At 68.5% G+C, this 21,740-nt stretch carries 21 protein-coding genes; 13 read left to right on the plus strand and 8 right to left on the minus strand.

All coding sequences use genetic code 11. The annotated features are described in order from the left end of the window. Window positions 1-1,389: a carotenoid oxygenase family protein gene (locus ACLQ3J_RS08860; protein ID WP_425902880.1), complete on the minus strand. Its 1,389-nt coding sequence runs from the start codon at window positions 1,387-1,389 to the stop codon at window positions 1-3. A 188-nt stretch (window positions 1,390-1,577) separates the two neighbouring features. Here ACLQ3J_RS08860 and ACLQ3J_RS08865 point away from each other — a divergent pair, with 188 nt between their 5' ends. Both ACLQ3J_RS08865 and ACLQ3J_RS08870 read left to right on the plus strand, forming a co-directional pair. Further along, the gene (locus tag ACLQ3J_RS08865; RefSeq protein WP_296551734.1) at window positions 1,578-2,510 is read left to right on the plus strand and encodes a winged helix-turn-helix domain-containing protein; all 933 of its coding nucleotides are present in this window, start codon (window positions 1,578-1,580) and stop codon (window positions 2,508-2,510) included. Between the two features lie 112 nt (window positions 2,511-2,622). Further along, window positions 2,623-3,345, plus strand: coding sequence for a DUF1906 domain-containing protein (locus ACLQ3J_RS08870; RefSeq protein WP_425902881.1), 723 nt, complete (start codon window positions 2,623-2,625; stop codon window positions 3,343-3,345). Here ACLQ3J_RS08870 and ACLQ3J_RS08875 read toward each other — a convergent pair. Both ACLQ3J_RS08875 and ACLQ3J_RS08880 read right to left on the minus strand, forming a co-directional pair. Continuing rightward, entirely contained in the window at window positions 3,332-4,771 is a 1,440-nt protein-coding gene (locus ACLQ3J_RS08875) for an MFS transporter (protein WP_425902883.1), read from the minus strand. The two genes, ACLQ3J_RS08870 and ACLQ3J_RS08875, sit on opposite strands and share 14 nt — an antisense overlap. Window positions 4,772-4,978: 207 nt before the next feature. Continuing rightward, window positions 4,979-5,815: a hypothetical protein gene (locus ACLQ3J_RS08880; RefSeq protein ID WP_169621717.1), complete on the minus strand. Its 837-nt coding sequence runs from the start codon at window positions 5,813-5,815 to the stop codon at window positions 4,979-4,981. Between the two features lie 351 nt (window positions 5,816-6,166). Between ACLQ3J_RS08880 and ACLQ3J_RS08885 the strand changes: the two genes are divergently transcribed. Beyond that, the gene (locus ACLQ3J_RS08885) at window positions 6,167-7,477 is read left to right on the plus strand and encodes a mannosyltransferase (protein WP_296551731.1); all 1,311 of its coding nucleotides are present in this window, start codon (window positions 6,167-6,169) and stop codon (window positions 7,475-7,477) included. Here ACLQ3J_RS08885 and ACLQ3J_RS08890 read toward each other — a convergent pair. Then, the gene (locus ACLQ3J_RS08890; protein WP_169652596.1) at window positions 7,413-7,709 is read right to left on the minus strand and encodes a 4a-hydroxytetrahydrobiopterin dehydratase; all 297 of its coding nucleotides are present in this window, start codon (window positions 7,707-7,709) and stop codon (window positions 7,413-7,415) included. The two genes, ACLQ3J_RS08885 and ACLQ3J_RS08890, sit on opposite strands and share 65 nt — an antisense overlap. Window positions 7,710-7,734: 25 nt before the next feature. On the opposite strand from ACLQ3J_RS08890, the gene ACLQ3J_RS08895 reads away from it, so the two are divergent. Further along, a complete protein-coding gene (locus tag ACLQ3J_RS08895) occupies window positions 7,735-8,139 on the plus strand; it encodes a (deoxy)nucleoside triphosphate pyrophosphohydrolase (protein ID WP_425902884.1) in 405 nt (134 codons plus the stop codon). Window positions 8,140-8,141: 2 nt separating this feature from the next. Here the strand turns inward: ACLQ3J_RS08895 and ACLQ3J_RS08900 are convergent, their stop codons facing one another. Further along, the gene (locus ACLQ3J_RS08900; RefSeq protein WP_169621621.1) at window positions 8,142-8,321 is read right to left on the minus strand and encodes a hypothetical protein; all 180 of its coding nucleotides are present in this window, start codon (window positions 8,319-8,321) and stop codon (window positions 8,142-8,144) included. A 354-nt stretch (window positions 8,322-8,675) separates the two neighbouring features. On the opposite strand from ACLQ3J_RS08900, the gene typA reads away from it, so the two are divergent. The 5 genes from typA to ACLQ3J_RS08925 all read left to right on the plus strand — a co-directional run bounded on the left by typA (window position 8,676) and on the right by ACLQ3J_RS08925 (window position 14,245). Next, window positions 8,676-10,574: a translational GTPase TypA gene (gene typA, locus ACLQ3J_RS08905; RefSeq protein ID WP_169652597.1), complete on the plus strand. Its 1,899-nt coding sequence runs from the start codon at window positions 8,676-8,678 to the stop codon at window positions 10,572-10,574. A gap of 79 nt (window positions 10,575-10,653) precedes the next feature. Then, entirely contained in the window at window positions 10,654-12,606 is a 1,953-nt protein-coding gene (locus ACLQ3J_RS08910) for an ABC transporter family substrate-binding protein (protein ID WP_425903156.1), read from the plus strand. Further along, entirely contained in the window at window positions 12,603-13,508 is a 906-nt protein-coding gene (mshB, locus tag ACLQ3J_RS08915; protein ID WP_425902885.1) for an N-acetyl-1-D-myo-inositol-2-amino-2-deoxy-alpha-D-glucopyranoside deacetylase, read from the plus strand. Before ACLQ3J_RS08910 ends, mshB begins: the two co-directional genes overlap by 4 nt. An 85-nt stretch (window positions 13,509-13,593) precedes the next feature. Beyond that, window positions 13,594-13,752, plus strand: coding sequence for a hypothetical protein (locus ACLQ3J_RS08920; RefSeq protein ID WP_169621624.1), 159 nt, complete (start codon window positions 13,594-13,596; stop codon window positions 13,750-13,752). A gap of 52 nt (window positions 13,753-13,804) precedes the next feature. Further along, a complete protein-coding gene (locus ACLQ3J_RS08925) occupies window positions 13,805-14,245 on the plus strand; it encodes a hypothetical protein (protein WP_169621625.1) in 441 nt (146 codons plus the stop codon). On the opposite strand, the gene ACLQ3J_RS08930 is transcribed toward ACLQ3J_RS08925, so the two are convergent. The 3 genes from ACLQ3J_RS08930 to ACLQ3J_RS08940 all read right to left on the minus strand — a co-directional run bounded on the left by ACLQ3J_RS08930 (window position 14,199) and on the right by ACLQ3J_RS08940 (window position 16,980). Continuing rightward, window positions 14,199-14,945: a uracil-DNA glycosylase gene (locus tag ACLQ3J_RS08930; RefSeq protein ID WP_425902887.1), complete on the minus strand. Its 747-nt coding sequence runs from the start codon at window positions 14,943-14,945 to the stop codon at window positions 14,199-14,201. The two genes, ACLQ3J_RS08925 and ACLQ3J_RS08930, sit on opposite strands and share 47 nt — an antisense overlap. Continuing rightward, complete coding sequence (locus ACLQ3J_RS08935) at window positions 14,942-16,408, minus strand: PH domain-containing protein (protein WP_425903158.1); 1,467 nt, start codon at window positions 16,406-16,408, stop codon at window positions 14,942-14,944. The genes ACLQ3J_RS08930 and ACLQ3J_RS08935 overlap by 4 nt, the downstream gene beginning before the upstream one ends. A 95-nt stretch (window positions 16,409-16,503) precedes the next feature. Then, on the minus strand, window positions 16,504-16,980 hold the full coding sequence (locus ACLQ3J_RS08940; protein WP_169621626.1) for a PH domain-containing protein: 477 nt from the start codon (window positions 16,978-16,980) through the stop codon (window positions 16,504-16,506). 210 nt (window positions 16,981-17,190) lie between these two features. Between ACLQ3J_RS08940 and ACLQ3J_RS08945 the strand changes: the two genes are divergently transcribed. The 4 genes from ACLQ3J_RS08945 to dapC all read left to right on the plus strand — a co-directional run bounded on the left by ACLQ3J_RS08945 (window position 17,191) and on the right by dapC (window position 21,680). After that, the gene (locus tag ACLQ3J_RS08945; RefSeq protein ID WP_169621627.1) at window positions 17,191-17,391 is read left to right on the plus strand and encodes a hypothetical protein; all 201 of its coding nucleotides are present in this window, start codon (window positions 17,191-17,193) and stop codon (window positions 17,389-17,391) included. Window positions 17,392-17,471: 80 nt separating this feature from the next. Then, window positions 17,472-20,027, plus strand: a complete 2,556-nt coding sequence (locus tag ACLQ3J_RS08950) for a bifunctional FO biosynthesis protein CofGH (RefSeq protein WP_425903160.1) — start codon at window positions 17,472-17,474, stop codon at window positions 20,025-20,027. 186 nt (window positions 20,028-20,213) lie between these two features. Further along, window positions 20,214-20,537 (plus strand): ferredoxin, encoded by a 324-nt coding sequence (gene fdxA / locus ACLQ3J_RS08955; RefSeq protein ID WP_072699889.1) that lies wholly within the window; start codon window positions 20,214-20,216, stop codon window positions 20,535-20,537. A 57-nt stretch (window positions 20,538-20,594) separates the two neighbouring features. Then, window positions 20,595-21,680: a succinyldiaminopimelate transaminase gene (gene dapC / locus ACLQ3J_RS08960; protein ID WP_425903162.1), complete on the plus strand. Its 1,086-nt coding sequence runs from the start codon at window positions 20,595-20,597 to the stop codon at window positions 21,678-21,680. Window positions 21,681-21,740: the final 60 nt, after the last annotated feature.

Below are 21,740 nucleotides of genomic sequence, written 5' to 3' on the forward strand. Positions count from 1 at the left end.
CTACCCCGAGGGCACCCACGTGCCGTGCAATCCCGCCGGCACCCGGATCGGTAACCGCACCCGTGCACGCGGTCCGGTGCCGGGATCATCGGCGGAGAACACCAGGAACCAGCTCGTCAGATCGGTGAAGTCGGTCGCGATCGAACCCCAGTAACCGGCGCCGGACGTGCTCGTGAGGTACACCGGCTCGCCGGGGGAGAGCCTGCCCCCGGACCACACCGTGTCGGCGCCGGAATCTACGTCGAACCAGAACAATGCGTCGGCGGAGCCGGACGGCAATCGTTGCGACCCGCTGCGGCCCAGCGTGGCGACGATGCGGTGTCGGTCCGTCGACAGACGCTCGTCGATGCGGGGGAACTCGATGTCGCGGTCGTGGAGTGTCGTGCGGGCGACGCCGTCCTGGCCGATGACTGCGCGGCGCAACAGCGACGGGTTGGGTCCGTCGTGCTCGGTCAACGCGCCGGGATACCGCCACTCGACGTAGTCGACCGCGACGTCTCCTCCGGGGAGGTCGAAGGCATTGGCGGTGTGCCACATCCAGAAGGAGTCGGTGGAGAACCAGCGCACTGCGCCACCGTCGCGGGGGACGAGGGCGATCCGGACCCCGAGTTCGGGTTGCCAGTCCAAGGGCGAGGCGCCCGTGAAGATCTTTTCCAGGTCGAAGACCATCGGCGCCAGGATCAGCACGATATAGGTCTCGGTGAGAGCCATGTCGTGCACCATCAGAGGGCGGTCGGCGCCGTCGACGGGTGTGGCCGCGCGTACGACCGCGCCGTCCGGGCCGAACACCGACCATGTCAGGAACGGCGCGTCGAGCATGTAGCAGAACGCGACCATCTCGCCGGTGCGCGGATCGATCTTGGGATGGGCGGTAAGGCCGACAGGTAACGCCCCGCCGAATGTCTCCCGGCCCAGCGTTTCGAGTTCCGAACCGAGCGCGTACGGCGGCGCGGCCTCGGCCAGCGCGAGCAACCGCCCGCCGTGACGGACCACGTTGATGTCGGGAAGTTCGCGCATGGTGTTCGCGAGATCGGGCCCCACCTCGTCGGCGGACGGAAAATACGGGTCGGTGATGCCGGCCCACAGGGCTCGTCCCGCCTTCTCCTCGGCCACGACCTGCGGGGTCCGCACGAACCGGTTCGTGTAGCGCGCGGTACCGCCGGACAGTTCGACGCGGTGCACCATTCCGTCCCCGTCGATCGGGTAGACGTACTGCCCGATCGGATCGAATCGAGGATTCGGGCCGTTGCGCAGGTAGCTGCCTTCCAGGTCGTCGGGCAGATGTCCCTCGACCACGAGGTCGCGGACGTCCACCTCGTCGCGTTGCGGCGCGAACATGCCGCTCAGGTGCGCGTGGTGGGCCATGTCGACGGGTGCGGGTCGGTTCATGAGGTCACCTCATGCGAAGCGGAGAAAGGGGTGGAGTCCCCGTCTCGCATGGTAGGTCGCCGGCCGGGTGCGAGCGGACGGTTTCGGAGCGGAGCGCGACGGCCGGGGTCCGTGACCCATCGGCTAGGGTATTTTCCGACGTCCAGGACCGAAGCCGCGGCCGCGTGGCCGCAACGTTAGGGGAAGGTGTGCAGCGCCGGAACGCGATCGGTAATTCCGTCCGGAACACCGGAGGCGACGAATCCGCGTTGCCGCCGTACACGGATCTCCTGTGGCCGACGCTGCAGGCCGTGATCGAAATCGGCGGATCCGGGGTCATCGAGGAGATCGACGGGGCCGTGATCGCCCGGGTCGGTTTGTCCGAGGCGGACCGGGCCGTACTGCACGGTGACGGTCCCGGCACCGAAATCGAGTACCGGATCGCCTGGGCGCGCACCTACCTCAAGGGCATGGGCCTGCTGTCGAACACCCGTCGAGGCGTGTGGAGCGTGACCGACGACGGTCGCGCGGTCCGCGAATCCGAGATCAAGCCCATGCAGGTCGCGTACACCGCGGAGAAGCGACGCCGACGCCTGGTCCGCAACTCGTCGCAAGGCGCGCAGGTCGTGCCGCTCGCCGCTGCACCCGAGGATCCCGAACTGTGGCGGGAGCCTGTGCTCGGGGCGGTCGCCGACCTTCCCGCGGAGGGTTTCGAGCGCCTCGTCACCGCTGTGCTGCGGTCCGCGGGCTTCACGACTCTGACGGTCCCCGCTCCGGGTGGAGGTACCGACTCCGACACCCAGGTGGAGGGCACCGGCATTCTGCGTGTCTCGCTGCTCAGCTTCTCGGTGTTCTTCCGGTTCGTCCGCGGACAGGAGCGCGCGGGCGCCGACGTCGTTCGCGAATTCCGTGCGGCGATGGTCGGTCGCGGGGAGAAGGGTCTGCTGGTGTCCACCGGATCCTTCACCGACGATGCACGCGCGGAGGCACACCGGCACGGCGCTCCGCCCATCGATCTCGTCGACGGCGAGGGTCTGTGCGACCTCCTCAAGGAGCACGGACTCGGCATACGCACCACGGTGCGCACCGTCGAAGATGTCGCGCTCGTGCCCGCGTTCTTCGCCGAGTTGGCGGGCCGCTGAGAACCGTTCGCAGCGTAGGTCCGACCAGCACCTTTACCGATGTGCTGCGTGTGGCAGGTGTGAATGTGGTGCAATCCGAAGGCACGATCACACATTCCGGAACGGGGGCGCCATGACGTTTTCTCGTCGAGACATGTTGCGGTACGCGGCGATCGGCTCGGGCGCCGTGGTGGCCTCCGCGGTCATGGCCCCGGGGGCGGCGCAGGCCCGGGACGTCCTCGGCACCATCGTCGACTATTCGGCGGGTGTGCCGTCGGCGGCATCGATCAGGGCCGCCGGACACATCGGGGCGATCCGGTACGTATCCGACCGTCGGCCCGGCGCCGACTGGATGCTCGGTAAGCCGTTGACCCCGGGAGAAGCAGGCGCCCTGCTCGACAACGGACTGGAAGTGGTGTCGTGCTACCAGTTCGGCAAGGCGGAGACCGCCGACTGGCTCGGCGGCTACGACGCAGGACTGAGGCACGCGCGACGCGGTCTGGAACTGCACCGCGCGGCGGGCGGACCCGCCGACCGGCCGATCTACGCGTCGATCGACGACAACCCGAACTTCGAGCAGTTCACCACCCGGATCGTGCCCTACCTTCTCGCGTGGCAGGAGGTAGTCGGCCCCGCGAACACCGGCGTGTACGCGAACTCTCCGACCATCGACGGGGCGTCCGCGGTAGGCCTCGGCGCGTTCTACTGGCAGCACGACTGGGGCACGCCGGCCGGTTACGTCCATCCGCGCGCACACCTGCACCAGAAGGGCGGCGGGACCATCGACGGAATCGGTATCGACGTCAACCGCGTCTTCAGCGCGGATTACGGACAGTGGTCGCTTACACGCCTCTAGCCGGTCCGACCTCGCGTACTCGCGGAGGTGGCGGCGGGATGAACGCGGTGAACACCAGGGCCACGACGGACGCGAGCGCCGCGATGAGGAAGGTGGTGCGGAACCCGCTGAGTTCCGGCACGACTGCATCGCCGACCTGCACGGTCATCGCTGCGAGCACGACACCGATCACCGCTGCCGCCGTCGAGGTACCGATGGACCGCATCAGCGTGTTCAGACTGTTCGCCGCCGCGGACTCGTGGAGCGGGACGGAACTCATGATGAGCGCGGGCATGGCCGCGTAGGCGAGACCCACACCGGCTCCGATGACCATCGATGCCGCGATGATGTGCCACAACTCCCGGTGCAGCAGATACGCCGTGAGATAACCGGCGCCCACGAAGACCACGCCGCAGGCGAGGGTGACACGCGGGCCGAACGTGGTGGTGATCCGTGCCGACACGGGGGACAACGCCATCATGACGAGTCCGCTCGGCGCGAGGGCCATACCGGCAGCGACCATCGTCTGCCCGAGTCCGTAGCCGGTTTCGGGTGGCGCCATGAGCAATTGGGGGAACGCGAGGACGTTCGCGTACATCGCGAAGCCCAGCGCGATCGACGCCAGGTTCGTCATCAGAATGGGACGACGGGCGGACAGTCGCAGATCGACCAGCGGCCGGTCCACGCGCAACTCGTACCAGCCGAATCCCAGGAAGACCAGCAGCGCTCCGCCGAGCATGGCGAGGGTGGCCGGCTCCGCCCAACCCCACGAGTTTCCCTTCGTCACCGGAACGAGAAGGAGAATCAGGGCGGCCGAGAGCAGACCCGCTCCCAGGAAATCGAACCGGCCCGGGTTGCGTCGCGGTGATTCCGGGACGAACTTCCATACCGCGGCGATACCGACCGCGCCGAGCACCAGCGAGGCCACGAACAACATGTGCCAGTCGGTGAGCTGTGCGACCAGTGCCGCGAGGGGCAAGCCGATTGCTCCGCCCACACCCATGGTCGCGCTGATCGTGGCCATCGCGCCGGGAACCCGTTTGGCCGGAAGCTCGTCGCGCAGGATGGCGATGCCGAGGGGGATCGCGCCTACGGCGGCGCCCTGGAGAGTCCGACCGATCACGAGGGGCAGGAGTGTGTTCGCCATCGCGCACACCGCGGAACCGAGCACCATCATGCCGAGGCTGACGAGCAGCATCCGGCGTTTGCCGAACATGTCACCGAGCCGGCCGCTGATCGGGGTGACGACCGCACCGGCCAGAAGTGTCGCGGTCACTGCCCAGGACGTGTTCTCCGGAGATGCGTTCACGAGGAGCGGCAGCCGGGGCAGGATCGGCACGATCAGGGTCTGCATGAGGGCGACGCTGATCCCGCACATGGCCAGGACCGCGACGATCCCGGAAGGAGCGGGTTGCTCCCGCGTCGGGATCGGAGTTTCGACGGCCATGCCTCTCCTCGCTCAGGGGCCGGCGAGATCGCGGCCGAAAACTTTAGTGCGCCATATCAACTAGTTGGTCCACCGTGTCTAGCACGGGGATACCGCCGATGCACAACCGGTTTCGGTCCAGCGCACCGGACCGAAGCTCTGTACAGACACGCGAAGACCGCCGGGAAGAATCCCGGCGGCCTTCGGTTGTTCTGTTATCGGTGTCCGTCAGGGCACGGACACTAGGCCCAGGGTGGGGAGGAAGGTGCACGAACGCGGGTCCGCGCCTTCCTTCTGGGTGGTGATGCCACCCGAGACGACCGCTACGACCTGGCCGGCGCCGGTGTCGGCGATGGCGGTCAACGTTGCGGGACCGTCCGGGTTGATACGTGCCTCGTTGGTGAGCGGCTGGGTGCCGCTGCGGCCGTTGGAGACGTTGATCCAGCTCAGGGTCAGGTCCTGTTCGCCAGCGGTAGGCGCGGTGCCGAGCGCGGTGAAGACGAATCCGACCTGACCGGCGGCCGGGCCCGGGGGCGGCAGCTGAGCAGGACCGGCCACTGCGAGCGCGCTGCCCACGGAGTCCTGTCCGTCACCGATGCAATCCTGGCCGAGCGTGGGGTACAGGAACTGCGAGATCACGACCGTGCCCGGTGCCGGAATGTCGGGGCCACCACCGCCGCTGCCGTCCAGGAAGGTGATGACGCGCTGAAGGGTGCCCTTCAGGGACTCCGGAAGCTCGGAATTCGCGAGCAGTTCCTTCGCCTGTGCGAGCAGGTCGTTGCTGCCGTCCGCGACGTCGGCAACATCCGACGGCCCTGCCGCAGCTCCGACGATGGCGGGAGCGAGCGATGCGAGTGCTTCTACCTGCTCGGGGTTCGCCTGGATTTCGGGGATCAGACGTGTCAACGACTCGATGGACAGGTCGGCCGGGACCTCGAACTGCGGGAGTTCGACGAACTGGGTCAGGTCGGGCAGCGCCGGGGGCGCCGGTTGCGCGAAGGCGTGCGACGGCACCGCCAGTCCCGCAGTGGCGGCAAGTGCGCACGCTGTGAGCGCACGCCGCATTCCTCGAGTACGAAGCACTGTTCCCCATCCTTGTCGTTGAAGCACCTGGTAGGCCTGGAAGACCAGCCGGTACTGACGGCTCGAGGCGACACTCTATGGAGTCCCCTCCCGCAGGACAACCCACCGTGCCGAACCCGGGTTGGCGGTTGCCTTCGGGGGAGTGTAGCCACAGTTTGTTCCGAATGGCGGTACCCGGTAGACGGTAACGTGTTTCCTTTGTGACTGTTGTGAGTAGAGATGAGATTGTTACCAGAGTGAATCAGGGTTTCGGAGGGCTGGGTGTTCGCCGGTAGTCTCTAGAGCCGAAGGTCCGGACATCCGGGCCAGGGAACGACGGGAGGCTGCACCGCGGTGCCACGACGAGTTCCTTCGTATCCGGTGCGGTGGTGCGCGGCACTGCTGGTGGTGTCCGTCGCGGCACGACTCGCCTGGACGTTGTTCACGCCCAACGGGATGAACCTCGTCGACCTGCATGTGTATGTGGACGGCTCCGCCGCTCTCCTCGACGGCGACCTCTACAACTTCACCTACAGTCGCTACACCCCGGACTTCCCACTGCCCTTCACGTATCCGCCGTTCGCAGCGCTGGTATTCCTCCCGCTGCACGTAGTGCCGTTCGCGGTGCTCGGCGTGGCGTGGCAACTGCTCACGGTCGCGGCCCTGTTCTTCGTTGTGCGTATCGCTTTCGAACTTGTGATCGGGCCCGAAGCGCGCACGCGGCGGTGGACCGGGGTCGCCCTCGCGTGGACGGCCGTCGGCATCTGGACCGAACCGCTGCGCACCACCCTCGACTACGGACAGATCAACGTCTTCCTGGTCCTCGGCGTCATGGTTGCGGTGCGCAGTTCCCGGTGGTGGCTTTCCGGCGGCCTCGTAGGAATTCTCGCCGGAATCAAGCTGACGCCCGCCATCACGGGCCTCTACTTCCTTGCACGGCGTCGATGGCGGGAAGCCGTGTTCTCTGCCGTCGCGTTCGCGGTGACCGTCCTGGTCAGCGTGCTCACGCTCGGCGAGCAAGGACTGACCTACTTCACCACCCTGTTCGGCGACGCCGACCGGATCGGTCCGGTCGGATCGGTGTGGAACCAGTCGCTCCGCGGCGCGCTGAGCCGCATCGTGGGGGAGGACGTCGAGACCGGACCGCTGTGGCTCGTCGCTGTCGTCGTGTGCGCCGCACTCGCGTTCGCCGCGTGGCGTTCGCTCGGAAAGGACGATCTGCTCGGGACCCTGCTCGTGGTGCAACTCCTCGGTCTGCTGGTTTCGCCGATCTCGTGGGCCCATCACTGGGTGTGGGTCGTTCCGATGCTGATCTGGCTCCTGTACGGCCCGCTGGCCGGGCTCACCGGCACTCGTATCCTCGCCGCGTTCTGGGCCGTCGTGACGCTCGTCGGCGTGCCGTGGGTGCTCAGCAGTGCGCAGGACTCGATCTGGACGGTGGGGCGGCCCGCGCCCCTGGCGTGGCTGGGCACGGTCTACGTCGCCGGTGCGGTCCTCGTCTACGTCTGGATGATCGTGGGCGCGCGGAAGTTGCGGGCCTCGGAGACTGAGCACGCCGCGACGGTTACCGTCGCAGAAGAAGCCTCCGACGCCGCGACCCCTACAGACCGACCGTCTGAGCCAACTGATCGATCCGGCGCGCCATCTCCGCGTCCGATTCGGTGATCCCCCCCGAGGAGTGCGTGCACAGCGAATAGGTCACCTTCCGCCATCGGATGTCGATATCGGGATGGTGGTCCGCCTCTTCGGCGGCCTCCGCGACCTTGTCGACCAGCGCGATCGCGTCGGGGAACGTCGGAGCCTCGATCGTTCGGATCAGGGACGCACCTGCTCGTCGCCAGTGCGGGAGTTCGGACAGTGCCGCGTCGATCTCGCCGTCCGTCAGTAACTGGGCCATGAACCATTCTGGGACGATGCACGGCATGACCGCAACGACACCGCCGACGGGACACGTCGTCGCCGGGGCTGTAGTCCGTGACGGGCGCGTACTCCTCGCTCAGCGGACCCGGCCGCCCGAACTCGCCGGCCAGTGGGAATTGCCCGGAGGGAAGGTCGAACCAGGGGAGAGTGCCGAGGAGGCGCTTCGCCGCGAACTGCGCGAAGAACTGGGTGTCGAGGTCCGCGGCGGAGAACGTTTCGGCGCCGAAGTTCACCTTCGCGGCGGTCTGGTGATGTGCGCGTACCGGGTGCACCTGCTCGACGGAGAACCCCGCGCGCTCGAGCACGCCGCGGTGCGCTGGGTCGATGCCGGTGAACTCGACGACGTGGACCTCGTGGCAGCGGACCGGGTGTGGCTGCCGGACCTGCGGGCGCTGCTCGCCGGCTGAGTTCAGGCGGCGCGCGCCTTCTCCAGGTGCTTGCGGAGTTCTTTCTTGCTCAGGTCGTCGTTCGCGACCTTCTTCATGCGCATGATGACCACGGGGCACTTCACGCAGCGGGTCTTCTTGCGGCAGCACTTCTTCTTCGGCTTCAGGCCGGCGACCTTGCTCGGCTTGATCTTCTTGCCCATGAATCGTCCCGCCCTCGTCGCAGCATCCGGGTGTCAGGTTAGCGTGCCCTTACGGGAACGCAAGAGGCGGTTGTAGACCTCCTGGGAGGGCTGTAACGCTCGCATAACGGCGTCCTCGCGTGGTGAATCTCACGTTCCGGCGTCGTGACCTGGCATTACGGGGAGGGGCCGGAGCAGGCGCCCCCGGAAGAGCGGTAGGATGTTCGTGGCCGCAGTGCCTGCTCGGGCCGTCTCAGGCCGGGTGTGGGCGTATCGCAATCGCGTAGCGGCTTCGAACAATATGCGCCGTACGGGCGAGGTGCCGACCGGGTCCAGTGCCGTGTGGCCGCGGACAACAGCCAGGAGAGCCATCGCGTGAGCACCGCTGATTTTCGGAACGTCGCCATCGTGGCGCACGTCGACCATGGAAAGACCACCCTCGTCGACGCCATGCTGCGCCAGTCGGGCGCGTTCGCCGAACGTGCGGAACTCGTGGACCGGGTCATGGACTCCGGTGACCTCGAGCGTGAGAAGGGCATCACCATTCTCGCGAAGAACACCGCGGTGCACCGTCACCACCCCGACGGCAGCGTGACTGTCATCAACGTCATCGACACCCCCGGCCACGCCGACTTCGGTGGAGAGGTCGAGCGCGGCCTGTCCATGGTCGACGGCGTCGTGCTGCTCGTCGATTCCTCCGAGGGACCGCTGCCGCAGACCCGGTTCGTGCTGCGTAAGGCACTCGCCGCGTCGCTGCCGGTGATCCTCGTGGTCAACAAGACCGACCGTCCCGACGCCCGCATCGCCGAGGTCGTCGAGGAAAGCCAGACCCTGCTGCTCGACCTCGCGTCCGATCTCGACGACGAAGCCGCCCAGGCTGCCGAACTCGCGCTCGGACTTCCGGTGCTCTACGCATCGGGCCGTGAGGGCAAGGCGTCGCGGAAGCAGCCCGAGAACGGCCAAGCGCCCGACGCGGAGAACCTCGACGATCTGTTCGACGTCCTCATGGAGTACGTGCCGGCGCCGAAGGGCGACGTTGCGGCACCGCTGCAGGCGCACGTCACCAACCTCGACGCGTCCGCGTTCCTCGGTCGTCTCGCGCTCGTCCGCATCCACAACGGTGAGCTCCGCAAGGGCCAGACCGTGAGCTGGATGCGCGAAGTCGACGGCGAGCCCGTCGTCACCCGCGCGAAGATCACCGAGTTGCTCGCGACCGTCGGTGTGGAGCGGCATCCCGCAGAGTCCGCCATCGCCGGTGACATCGTCGCCGTCGCAGGTTTCCCCGACATCATGATCGGCGACACCCTCGCGGACCTCGAGAACCCCGTGGCACTGCCCCGGATCACCGTCGACCAGCCCGCGATCTCGGTGACGATCGGTACCAACACGTCCCCGCTGGTCGGGCGCGTCAAGGGCCACAAGCTCACCGCACGCATGGTCAAGTCCCGCCTCGACGCGGAACTCGTCGGCAACGTGTCGCTGAAGGTGCTCGACATCGGCCGTCCCGATGCCTGGGAGGTCCAGGGTCGTGGCGAGCTGGCGCTGGCCATCCTCGTGGAGCAGATGCGCCGCGAAGGCTTCGAGCTGACCGTCGGTAAGCCCCAGGTGGTTACCAAGCAGGTCGACGGCAAGCTGCACGAGCCCTTCGAGGAGCTCACCATCGACACCCCCGAGGAGTACCTCGGTGCCATCACGCAGTTGCTCGCCAACCGCAAGGGCAAGATGGTGCAGATGACCAACCACGGTGCGGGCTGGGTGCGGATGGAATTCCTCGTCCCGTCCCGCGGCCTGATCGGTTTCCGCACCGACTTCCTCACGGAAACGCGCGGCACCGGCATCGCCAACGCCGTGTTCCACGGCTACGCCCCGTGGGCCGGCGAGATTCGCGCCCGCCATACCGGCTCGCTCGTCTCCGACCGGACCGGCACCGTCACGCCGTTCGCGATGATCCAGCTGGCCGACCGCGGCACGTTCTTCGTCGAGCCCGGTGCGGACACCTACGAGGGCATGGTCGTGGGCATCAACCCGCGTCAGGAAGACCTCGACATCAACGTCACCCGCGAGAAGAAGCTGACCAACATGCGTCAGTCTTCCGCCGACGTGATGGAGACGCTGGCCAAGCCCATCGAGCTGACCCTCGAGGCTGCTATGGAATTCTGTGCCGGCGACGAGTGCGTCGAGGTCACCCCCGAGATCGTGCGCGTCCGCAAGGTGCACCTCTCGGCGACCGACCGGCAGCGCGCGCGGTCGCGCGAGAAGGCCCGTAACAAGTAGTAAGGATGTGGCGGTCCCGGCGAGCAGTGTGCTGGCCGGGACCGCCACGTACCGTCTGGTCGACGGGAAGGAAGCCGGAGTGTTGCGTACGCGTGTCCGTCGCCGGTGGCGAGCCGGAGTCCCGGCGCTCCTCGCATCGGCGGTCCTGGTGCTGACGGCGTGTACCGCCGATCCGCCGCCGCCCATCGAACAGGCCGAGCCGACGACTCCTCCGGCTCCGACGCGACCCCGCAGCACCGTGGTCGTGGCGATCGACAGGGTCGATACCGGCTTCAATCCGCATCTGCTGTCCGACCAGTCGCCCGTCGCGAACGCTGTCGCGGGCCTGGTACTGCCCAGCGCGTTCCGGGCCGTGCCCGATCCGCAGAATCCGGCGGCGACGCTGTGGGTACCGGACGAGACCGTGCTGATCTCCGCCGAGGTCACCGAGCAGGATCCCTTCACCATCACGTACCAGGTGCGCGACGAGGCGCAGTGGTCCGACAGCGCCCCGATCGCGGCCGAGGACTTCCGGTACCTGTGGCAGCAGATGATCACGCAGCCGGGAGTCGTCGATCCCGCGGGCTATCGGCTCATCGACGACGTGCGTTCGTCGGGCGGAGGCAAGACTGTCACCGTCACGCTGCGCGAGCCGTATCCGGCCTGGCGCGAATTGTTCACCGACCTGCTGCCCGCACATCTCGTCAAGGACACCCCCGGCGGGTTCCTGAGCGGACTGTCCGAAACGATTCCGGTCTCGGGCGGCAGATTCCACGTCGACGCCGTCGACCGTGGCCGCGGCGAGGTGCTCCTCGAACGCAACGATCGGTTCTGGGGCACTCCCGCTGTGCCCGACGAGATCCTGATGCGCCGCGGGGGCACCGACTCCCAGTTCGCCGAGTCTCTGCGCAGCGGTGACGCTCAGGTGGCACAAGCGCGGGGCGGGGCGGCGTTGCTCGCCCAACTCGACGCGGTGCCCGGCGTCCGCACCGGCGTCCAGTTGCAGCCGCGCACGCTCGACTTCACCCTCAACACCCGTGCGGACGAACTTGCCGACCTGCGCGTGCGCCGGGGGATCCTCGGTCTGCTCGACCCGGAGCTACTCGCACTCGTCGGTGCGGGGACTCAGACCAGCGTCGTCCCGGCACGCGCCCAGGTGCTGGCGCCGTCCGATCCCGGATACGCGCCCACGATGCCGCCGCGACCCAGCAGGGAAGAGGCACTCGGTCTGCTCGCGGAAGCGGGATACATGCCCGTCGCTCCGGAACCCCTGCCCGAGGAACCGCCCGCCGGCGCCGACGGTCCGTCTGCCGACCCGACGTCGTCACCTACCGGCGCACCGCCCGCCCCGGAAGCGGACGACACTCTCCTTCTCCGCAACGGCGAACCTCTGAACTTCGTGATCGGAGTGCCGGAAGACGCCGAGACCACCCTCGCGGTCGCGCGCACGGCGGCCGATGTCCTGCGCGACGCCGGTATCGCCGCGACCGTGACGGAGCTACCCCCGGACGAGTTGTACGGCGAGTCGCTGGTCGACGGCAGCGTGCATGCGGTCCTGGGATGGATGCGGGTGGGGGACGATCCCGCGACCGCAGCGCTGTCCCGGTTCGGGTGTCCGCCGGTGCTGCCCGTCGTCGAGGGCGCTGCCCGCGCCACCGATCCGCCGAAGGCAGAAGGCGGGGACTCCACGAACCCCGGTGCCGAAGCCACGGAGGCCGCCCCCACTACCGGCACCTCCGCGTCGACCGGTGGAAGCTCGGACGACGAAGAAGACGAGATACGGGCAATGCTCGATGCGCCGAGCAACCTGTCCGGGGCGTGCGATCCCGAACTCGAGGAGAAGTTGCTCGCTGCGGTGCGCGGCACCGCAGACCCCCGCGAGGTCATCACCGCCGCGCAGCCCGCCCTGTGGGCGCTCGCCGTGAACCTCCCGATCCTGCAGGATCGCACCGTGGTCGCGGCCGGGCCGGAGATCGACAACGTGTCGCTGGCCGGTTCGGTTCCCGCCGGCATCGTCGGAGACGCACATTTGTGGTGGAGGAGTACACCGTGACAACAGATTTCGTTCAGACGCCGAACGTTGCGGATCGTCGGCTGCTGCTGGTTCACGCCCATCCCGACGACGAGTCGCTCACCACGGGCGGCGTGATCGCCCGCTACGCCGCAGAAGGTGCCGAGGTTACCGTCGTGACCTGCACGCTCGGCGAGGAAGGTGAGGTCATCGGGGACCGCTGGGCGCAATTGGCCGCTGATCAGGCCGACCAACTGGGCGGGTACCGCATCCTCGAACTCGGTCGCGCTCTTGCGGCGCTCGGGGTGGACGGCCCGCGTTTCTTGGGCGGTGCAGGCCATTGGCGCGACTCGGGCATGGCCGGGACACCCTCGGCCGAGAACCCGAGGGCGTGGGTGAACGCCGACGCCGACGAGGCGCTGGAGGCGCTCGTCGCGGTGATCCGGGAGACCCGCCCACACGTCGTCGTCACGTACGACCCGCGCGGTGGGTACGGGCATCCCGATCACATCGCGGTCCACGACCGCGTCACCGCTGCCGTCGAAGTGTCCGGCACCGAAGACTTTCCGGAGGCGGGTGCGCCCTGGACGCCCGCGAAGGTGTACTGGACCGTCACCGAACGCTCGGCTCTGGACGCGGGAATCGCCGCTTTGGACCACCTGCCCGAAGGCTGGCGCATGCCGGAAGCGGACGAGCTTCCGAGTGTGCCCGACGACCAGGTGACCACCGTCGTCGACGTCAGCGGTGTGCTCGACGCGAAACGTTCGGCGATGGCCGCCCATGCGACCCAGGTCGTCCTGGCTCCCGGTGGGGGCGCGTTCGCACTGTCGAACATGGTGGCGCAACCGGTGTTCGCCCAGGAGTACTTCGTGCTGGCCCGGGGGGAACGCGGTCGCGTCGACGACACCGGTCGTGAGGATGACCTGTTCGCCGGCATCGGCTAGTGTGACCTGGGTCATAGATACTGCGGTCCTGGCGCCGCGGTCATAGGTACTGCCGCGCGGGGGCGGCCTCACCGCAGGGGGTTCGATGTACAACTGGTCCGTGCAAAACCAGATCGTCGCGTTCGTGGACTCGCTGCGGCCCTACGCAGGCGAGATCCGCGCGGAGTACTACGACGCCCTCTACCACTTCGCCGATCAGCAGAGTGCCCTGCTGACGATGCTCGGCTACCCGCCCGTCCCGTGATCGCACAGGACCCGGTTGCGCCGCTCGTGGCCGTGTGGCGCACTATCGTGTCATGACGGTCGATCCCGCAACCGGGCTGTCCGGTGGTCCCGCGTCCGTATCCGAACCCGCACCGCGCAGGGGCGTAGTCGCCCTGCTCGTGATCAGCGGCGGGCTGTGCGCCGTACTGTCCGTGTTCTACCTGGGCCTCTATCTCGGCGGGGTGCCGTTCCCCATTGTCATCGTGCTGGCCGCCGTGCTGAATCTTCTCCTGGTGGCAGCGATGCGCACCGAGACGGGATCGCTGGGCCGCGCCGCGCTTCCGCTGGTGGCGTGGGGCGTCGTGTTCCTGCTGTGCCTGGCGGGCGGTCCCGGCGGCGACCAGGTGGTCGTCGCCGACTGGCGCATCCTGCTCCTGCCGGTCGCGGCCCTCGCGCCGGCGGGTGTGTACCTGTTCTCGGTTCGCATCAAGGAGATTTCACGGGCAGTCCGGCCGCCCGAGCAGCGTCCCTGAGCACCGTCGCCACCATGTCCTGCGTCAGCCGCCCGGTGAAGGTGTTCTGCTGGCTCACGTGATAGCACCCGAACAGGTGGAGGGGCTGCCGCGCGTCCGAGACCGGGTCCAGGACGACGTGCGCCCCGTGGGTGAACTTCGGCCGTGGCGTGGGCACCGTCCATCCCGCGGAGGCCAGTACCGGCAGCAGCGACTGCCACCCGAACCCGCCCAGTACGACCACCGACCGCAGGGTCGGTGACAGCAGATCGAGTTCTTGTTCGAGCCAGCGGCGGCACGTGTCCCGTTCGAGGACCGTCGGTTTGTTCGCCGGCGGAGCACAGTGCACCGGTGAGGTGATGCGCGTTCCGAACAGTTCGAGACCGTCGCCGCGGTGCGTCGCGACCGGCTGCGACGCCAAACCCGCCTCGTACAGCGCCCCGTACAGCACGTCACCCGAACGATCGCCCGTGAACATCCGCCCGGTGCGGTTTCCTCCGTGCGCCGCAGGCGCGAGCCCGACGATCAGCAGGGACGCGTCGTCCGGCCCGAAGCCGGGCACCGGCCGTCCCCAGTACTCCTCGTCGCGGAAGGCGGCACGCTTCTCCCGCGCGACCTGCTCGCGCCACGCCACCAGCCGCGGGCACGCCCGGCACTCGACGAGTTCGGCGTCCATCTGTTCGAGGTTGTCCGGTTGCGGGCCGGGCAGCGGGCCCCTCATCGCCGCGTCCAGGTGTCGGCGCAGCCGGGGGTGACCGCCTCGACCAGCGACCATGCGAGTTCCTCGGGAATGTCGATCACCTCGTAGTGTCCTGCCCCGGCCGGCGTCGCGGCGACGACCGTGGCCACGCCTGCCCGGCGCTGGAAGAAGGATTGCCGCACCGTCCAGCCGATGATCCCCTCGGCGTCCAGGCTCACGCGTTGCCGGTCCACTGATCCGCTCCGCGTCACGAGACGACCGGGCACGACGGCGTGGCCGAGTCCGCGATAACGGTCCCATGCGAGTGCGCATGCCCCCGCGAGGAGTCCTACGGCTACCGCGACCGTTGCCGGAAGTGGTAACGAGCGCCCGGTCACCGCCAGAGCGCCGATCACGGCGGCGGCGACAAGACCCGCAGGGACGAGTGCTCGCGTGTACCGACGGCGACGCGCCGCGGGACCGTGGGCGAGCAGCGGCACGTGTACGGGGAGTGGATCGGTGAGCACCTGTGCGGCGACGCGGTGCACGTCGCGTTCCGGCGCCGACGGCAGTACCAGCGACGATTCGCCGCTTTCCGCGGCGACACCCGTCATGATCGCGTCGAGACGCGCGCCGCCGGCGAGCCGGAGAGCGAGCGGCTCACGCAGGTTGACGCCGCGCAAGCGCTCGCGATCGAGGGTCGAATGACGGACCTTCACGAGGCCGTGGCCGATGCGCAGCATGCGCCCGTCGTCGGTCACCCGCAGGTTTCCGTAGAGCAACACGTAACGCACGCAGGCGCCGATACTCGCGATCAGCAGCACGACCAGCGTGAGGACCGCGACCGAGACCGCCACACCGGCAGCCTCGAATGCCGCGACACCGCGTTCGACGCTGCGGGACTCGGCGAGACGCTCGCCCAGCCCGTACTGGAAGGCGATGCCCACCACGGCAGCGATACCGATCAGGCCGGTCGCGGAGAAAGGGGCGTACCGAACCCAGCGCGGATCGAACCGGGCGATCTCGATTTCGGGCGACGTTTCCGCCGAAGGTGCCGTCGCCGCTGCGTCGGCATCGCCGGAGTCGGTGCGCGCCGACCTGTCGCCGAGCAGGGCGTCGCGCAGCGCCGGAACGGAGTCGGCGGCGAGCCCGTTGAGTTCGAACCGGTTGCGGTCGCGGCCGGCGCCGGCGGACTGGCCGGTCCCGATCTTCACGACGGCGAGACCGAGAAGCCGGTGCAGGACCCGTTGCTCGACGTCGACCGACCTGATCCGGCTCCGCGGGATCGACAGTTCCTGTCGCTGGAGCAGCCCGCGCCGGAGTTCTACGTGGACAGGTCCCACGCGGTACGTCGTCGTGAACCACCGGGACAAGCCGATCACCACGAGCACCGCGGCGGTTGCGAGTCCCCAGTACGGGTTACCGCTGCTGCTGCCGAGCACGACCGTGCCGATCAGCACGGGCAGCAGGCGCAGGATCTCTTCGACCGGGTGGACGAGCAGCATGCGCGGGTCGAGCCTCGACCACGATGCCGGCTCGTCGGTCCGGTCGGGCGCGGACACCGCGGCGACCCGGTCCTGGTCGGGGTGCGGATCGGTGGTCACGTCGCGTCGACCCCGTCGCGGCCGGCGATGTCGGTCAGTCGCGCGACTGTCTCGTCCGCGACGGCCACGTCGAGTGCGGTGATCTCGACGGCACCCGCGGACGACGCGGTGGTGACGGTGACGGTGGCCAGGCCGAGCCGGCGGTCGATGGGGCCGCGCTCGGTGTCGACCGTCTGGATGCGCGAGATGGGCGCGATGCGCCGTTCCTGGGTGAACCATCCGGACCGCGTGTACACGGCTGTATCGCTGATCTCCCAGCGGTGGACGCGGTACCGCCACTGCGGCACCACCGCGATGTGCAGTCCGCCGACGACGACGGTCGCCGCAGCCGCGGCGACATGCCAGAGCGTGAGACGGGGATCGACGACCCACCACACGATCTGCGCGACGACGACCGGCACCCACAGCAGAGCGGCGTTGATCGACCACAACAAGCGTGCCTTGTCGCTCGGGCGCCACGCCGGGTCGGCCATTCGAACCGGTGACACCGGCGCCTCGGCCCGCGGCGGCGTCTGTTCCACCGGAGGTTCCGAACGCACCTCGGCATCGCTGTTCACTATGGCCCTCCCATACTCGCCGGGGCCTGTGACGGCGGCCCGACATCCGTGTCGGCATCCAGGCTAGGCTGATGCCGGAACACGAGCCCGGCCCGTCCGGGCCGGAATCGCACAAGGAGGATCGCCATGACCGAATCGTCGGACGCTCTCGACATCGACATCCCTCAGGGTGACGACTCCGAAGCCGATCGCATCGATCAGGCTATTCCTGTCGGTGAGGAACCCGCAGACGTGCCGCCCTCCGACGTGCCCCTCGAAGCCGACCCCGTCGACACCTACGAACAGCACCGCGAAGTGCCGTCGGACGACGACTACCCGCGGGAATAGACCCCGAGGTGGCATGGGCGCCGGGTGAGGCGGATGATCGGCCAATGACCGATTCCGCAGACGACACCGCGCAGTCCGCGATGCTCCCGACGCCCGCCGTGCGTCCCGGGGCGGTACCGCCGCCGGCGCCTTCCGCGATGCGTCGGGCGTTGCGCCGGGCGCGCGACGGCGTCACGCTCAACGTCGACGAATCCGCAGTTCTGTTGCAGGCACGCGGATCCGATCTCGAGGACCTGTGTGCCTCCGCGGCCCGGGTGCGTGATGCGGGTCTGCTCGCCGCCGGACGGCCCGGTACCGTCACCTACTCCCGCAAGGTTTTCGTGCCGATCACCCGGCTGTGCCGGGATCGCTGCCACTACTGCACATTCGTGACGGTGCCGGGAAAACTCCGCGCCGAAGGCCGCGGAATGTACCTCGAACCCGACGAGATCCTCGAGATCGCGCGCCAGGGCGCCGAGTTGGGCTGTAAAGAAGCCTTGTTCACGCTCGGGGACCGGCCCGAGGAGCGCTGGCCCGAGGCTGCGCAGTGGCTCGAAGAGCGCGGCTACGACTCGACGCTGGACTATGTGCGCGCAATGTCGATCCGGGTGCTCGAGGAGACCGGCCTGCTGCCGCATCTCAACCCCGGTGTCATGAGCTGGGCCGAGATGTCGCGGCTCAAGCCGGTCGCGCCGTCGATGGGCATGATGCTCGAAACCACCTCGGAGCGACTGTTCACCGACAAGGGACAGTGCCACTACGGCAGCCCCGACAAGGATCCCGCGGTGCGCTTGCGCGTGCTCACCGACGCCGGGCGTCTGTCGGTGCCGTTCACCACGGGAATTCTCGTGGGTATCGGTGAGACCGTCGCCGAGCGTGCCGACTCGATCCACGCGATCCGGAAGACGCACAAAGCCTTCGGCCATATCCAGGAAGTGATCGTCCAGAACTTCCGCGCCAAGGACGACACCGTGATGCGCGACGCGGACGACGCCGATCTCGGCGAGTTCCTCGCGGCGGTCGCTGTGTCGCGGCTGGTCCTCGGACCGGGCATGCGTATCCAGGCGCCGCCCAACCTCGTCTCGCTCGACGAGTGCCGCGCTCTTCTCGGCGCCGGCGTCGACGATTGGGGCGGAGTCTCGCCGCTGACCCCGGATCACGTCAATCCCGAACGGCCGTGGCCGAACCTCGACACGCTCGCCGCGGTGAGCGCCGACGCGGGTTACGTCCTCACCGAGCGGATCGCAGCCCAGCCGCAGTACGTCCTGGCGGGGCAGCCGTGGATCGATCCCCGGATCACCACGCACGTGCGCGCCCTCGCCGACCCGGAGACCGGACTGGCCCGCGACGTGCTGCCGGCCGGCCTGCCGTGGCAGGAACCCGACATCGACTGGGAGTCGTCCGGCCGGGTGGACCTCAACTCCGAGATCGACGTGAGCGGACGCAACACCGAGTATCGCTCCGACCTGGGCAGTGCGTTCGGTGACTGGGAAACCGTGCGCGAACAGGTGCTCGCCCTCGGTGAGTCGGCTCCGGTCCGGCTCGACAGCGACGTGCTGGCCGCACTTCGCTCGGCCGAGCGCGATCCCGCGGGATGTTCGGACGACGAGTACGTCGCGCTCGCCAACGCGGACGGAGCCGGTCTCGAAGCGCTGGTCGCGCTCGCCGACCAGTTGCGCCGCGACACCGTCGGCGACGACGTCACCTACGTGATCAACCGGAACATCAACTTCACCAACATCTGCTACACCGGTTGCCGCTTCTGCGCGTTCGCGCAGCGCAAGGGCGACGCGGACGCGTTCACGCTGTCGGCCCAGGAGGTCGCGGACCGCGCCTGGGAGGCGCATGTCGCCGGCGCCACCGAGGTCTGCATGCAGGGTGGTATCGACCCCGAGTTGCCGGTGACCGGGTACGCCGACCTGGTACGGGCGGTCAAAGCACGTGTTCCGTCCATGCACGTGCACGCGTTCTCGCCGATGGAGATCGTCAACGGCGTGGCACGCAGCGGTACGTCGATCCGCGACTGGCTGATCGATCTGCGCGAGGCCGGACTCGACACCATCCCCGGAACAGCCGCCGAGATCCTCGACGACGAGGTCCGGTGGGTGCTGACGAAGGGCAAATTGCCGGCCGCCGAGTGGGTGGAAGTCGTCACCACCGCGCACGAAGTGGGTCTGCGTTCGAGTTCGACGATGATGTACGGGCACGTCGACCAGCCGCACCACTGGGTCGGGCATCTGAACGTGCTTCGCGGCATCCAGGACCGCACGGGCGGATTCACCGAGTTCGTGTTGCTGCCCTTCGTCCATCAGTCGTCGCCGCTGTATCTGGCAGGCGCGTCGCGCCCCGGGCCGACGATGCGCGACAACCGGGCCGCGCATGCGCTGGCCCGCGTGATGCTGCACGGCCGGATCGACAACATCCAGACCAGCTGGGTCAAGCTCGGTGTCGCCGGAACACGCGCGATGCTCGAAGGCGGCGCCAACGATCTGGGCGGCACGCTGATGGAGGAGACGATCTCCCGGATGGCCGGTTCACAGCACGGCTCGGAGAAGTCGGTCGAAGAACTCGTCGCGATCGCCGAGGGCATCGGCCGTCCCGCCCGTCAGCGCACCACCGCGTACGCGCCCCGGGGGCTCGACGTCACCGTTCGGTAGCCTTTCGGAGTCCGGGTACTCGCGGGTACACGTCGCCGGGTCAGGGCACCCTAATGCACAGGCGTGCCCGAACAACGGGGGATACTGGACGAGTGGTGAGTGCGCCACGAACGATGGACCGCGCACGGCCGGCGGATCGCCGGTGCGGCCGGGTCGGCGGGCCGACAGAGAGGCAGGGAGACAGCAGTGACGTACACGATTGCGGAACCGTGTGTGGATGTGTTGGACAAGGCATGTATCGAGGAGTGCCCCGTCGACTGCATCTACGAGGGTGGACGCATGCTGTACATCCATCCCGACGAGTGTGTGGACTGTGGAGCCTGCGAACCGGTGTGCCCGGTCGAGGCGATCTTCTACGAGGACGACGTGCCCGACGAGTGGTCCGATTACGTCAAGGCCAACGTCGACTTCTTCGACGACCTGGGTTCGCCCGGCGGAGCGGCGAAGCTCGGCAAGGTCGCCTACGACCCGCCGTTCATCAAGAACCTCCCTCCCATGGGCGAGGAGTAGGTGTCGCTCGATGAACGAACGGGCGGTGCTGCGGTGAAGGCACGCGTACGCCGGTCGGTGGCCGGGAATCTCCCGGACTTCCCGTGGGACTCGCTGTCCGAGGCGAAGGCCAAGGCCGCCGCGCACCCCGACGGGATCGTGAACCTGTCGGTGGGCACCCCGGTGGATCCGGTCGCTCCGGTCATCCGCGATGCACTGACATCGGTCGCCGCGGAACCGGGGTACCCCACCACCCACGGAACCGAGGAACTGCGGGAGGCGGCCGTGGCCGCGCTCGCGCGCCGTTACGGCATCACCGGCCTCGATCCCGCAGCGGTGCTCCCCGCGATCGGGACCAAGGAAATGATCGCGTGGCTGCCCACGCTGCTCGGCCTCGGCGCCGACGACCTCGTGGTCATCCCCGAATTGGCGTACCCGACGTACGAGGTGGGCGGATTGCTCGCCGGGGTGCGCCTGATCCGCGCCGACGGACTCAACCGGCTCGGCCCCGAAGGCGCGGCGCTGGTCTTCGTCAACTCGCCGTCGAACCCCACCGGCAAGGTGCTCGGGCTGGACCACCTGCGCAAGGTCGTCGACTGGGCGCGAAGCCGCGACGCGATCGTCGTATCCGACGAGTGCTACCTCGGGCTGACCTGGGAGGGCGAAGCCCTCTCGATCCTGCACCCGAGCGTGTGCGACGGAGACCATACGAACCTGCTCGCGGTGCATTCGCTGTCGAAGACGTCGAACCTGGCGAGCTATCGCGCCGGGTTCGTCACCGGCGATGCCGAACTCGTCGCCGACCTGCTCGAGGTGCGCAGACACTCGGGCATGATGTTGCCGCTGCCGATCCAGGCGGCGATGACCGCCGCGCTGAACGACGACGAGCACGAGAACATCCAGCGGGAGAAATACCGGGCACGCCGCGACGTCCTGCTCGCTGCCGTCCGCGGCGCGGGCTTCACTGTGGATCACTCGGAGGCGGGCCTGTACCTCTGGGCGACCCGCGGCGAAGAGTGCCGGGCGACTGTCGACTGGTTCGCCGAGCGGGGCATCCTCGTGGCGCCCGGAGAGTTCTACGGTCCCGGCGGCGTGCTGCACGTGCGGATCGCGCTCACCGCCACCGACGATGCGATCGACGCTGCCGCCCGGCGACTGCGCTGACGCTCCGTCCGGTCCCCGGCGCCTACGCTCCGGCGCGGCGGCGTTGCCGTGTGCCCGTAC

The organism is Rhodococcus sp. DT1, from assembly GCF_049844875.1.
In the GTDB taxonomy this organism is placed as follows: Bacteria; Actinomycetota; Actinomycetes; order Mycobacteriales; family Mycobacteriaceae; genus Rhodococcus.

What these genes read in the sequence shown, in the direction of transcription:
- ACLQ3J_RS08860 (WP_425902880.1), bottom strand. Translation starts at nt 1,389, where the DNA reads ATGAACCGACCCGCACCCGTCGACATGGCCCACCACGCGCACCTGAGC.
- ACLQ3J_RS08870 (WP_425902881.1), top strand. Translation starts at nt 2,623, where the DNA reads ATGACGTTTTCTCGTCGAGACATGTTGCGGTACGCGGCGATCGGCTCG.
- ACLQ3J_RS08875 (WP_425902883.1), bottom strand. Translation starts at nt 4,771, where the DNA reads ATGGCCGTCGAAACTCCGATCCCGACGCGGGAGCAACCCGCTCCTTCC.
- ACLQ3J_RS08880 (WP_169621717.1), bottom strand. Translation starts at nt 5,815, where the DNA reads ATGCGGCGTGCGCTCACAGCGTGCGCACTTGCCGCCACTGCGGGACTG.
- ACLQ3J_RS08890 (WP_169652596.1), bottom strand. Translation starts at nt 7,709, where the DNA reads ATGGCCCAGTTACTGACGGACGGCGAGATCGACGCGGCACTGTCCGAA.
- ACLQ3J_RS08895 (WP_425902884.1), top strand. Translation starts at nt 7,735, where the DNA reads ATGACCGCAACGACACCGCCGACGGGACACGTCGTCGCCGGGGCTGTA.
- ACLQ3J_RS08900 (WP_169621621.1), bottom strand. Translation starts at nt 8,321, where the DNA reads ATGGGCAAGAAGATCAAGCCGAGCAAGGTCGCCGGCCTGAAGCCGAAG.
- ACLQ3J_RS08920 (WP_169621624.1), top strand. Translation starts at nt 13,594, where the DNA reads ATGTACAACTGGTCCGTGCAAAACCAGATCGTCGCGTTCGTGGACTCG.
- ACLQ3J_RS08925 (WP_169621625.1), top strand. Translation starts at nt 13,805, where the DNA reads ATGACGGTCGATCCCGCAACCGGGCTGTCCGGTGGTCCCGCGTCCGTA.
- ACLQ3J_RS08930 (WP_425902887.1), bottom strand. Translation starts at nt 14,945, where the DNA reads ATGAGGGGCCCGCTGCCCGGCCCGCAACCGGACAACCTCGAACAGATG.
- ACLQ3J_RS08935 (WP_425903158.1), bottom strand. Translation starts at nt 16,408, where the DNA reads ATGCTGCTCGTCCACCCGGTCGAAGAGATCCTGCGCCTGCTGCCCGTG.
- ACLQ3J_RS08940 (WP_169621626.1), bottom strand. Translation starts at nt 16,980, where the DNA reads ATGGCCGACCCGGCGTGGCGCCCGAGCGACAAGGCACGCTTGTTGTGG.
- ACLQ3J_RS08945 (WP_169621627.1), top strand. Translation starts at nt 17,191, where the DNA reads ATGACCGAATCGTCGGACGCTCTCGACATCGACATCCCTCAGGGTGAC.
- ACLQ3J_RS08950 (WP_425903160.1), top strand. Translation starts at nt 17,472, where the DNA reads ATGCTCCCGACGCCCGCCGTGCGTCCCGGGGCGGTACCGCCGCCGGCG.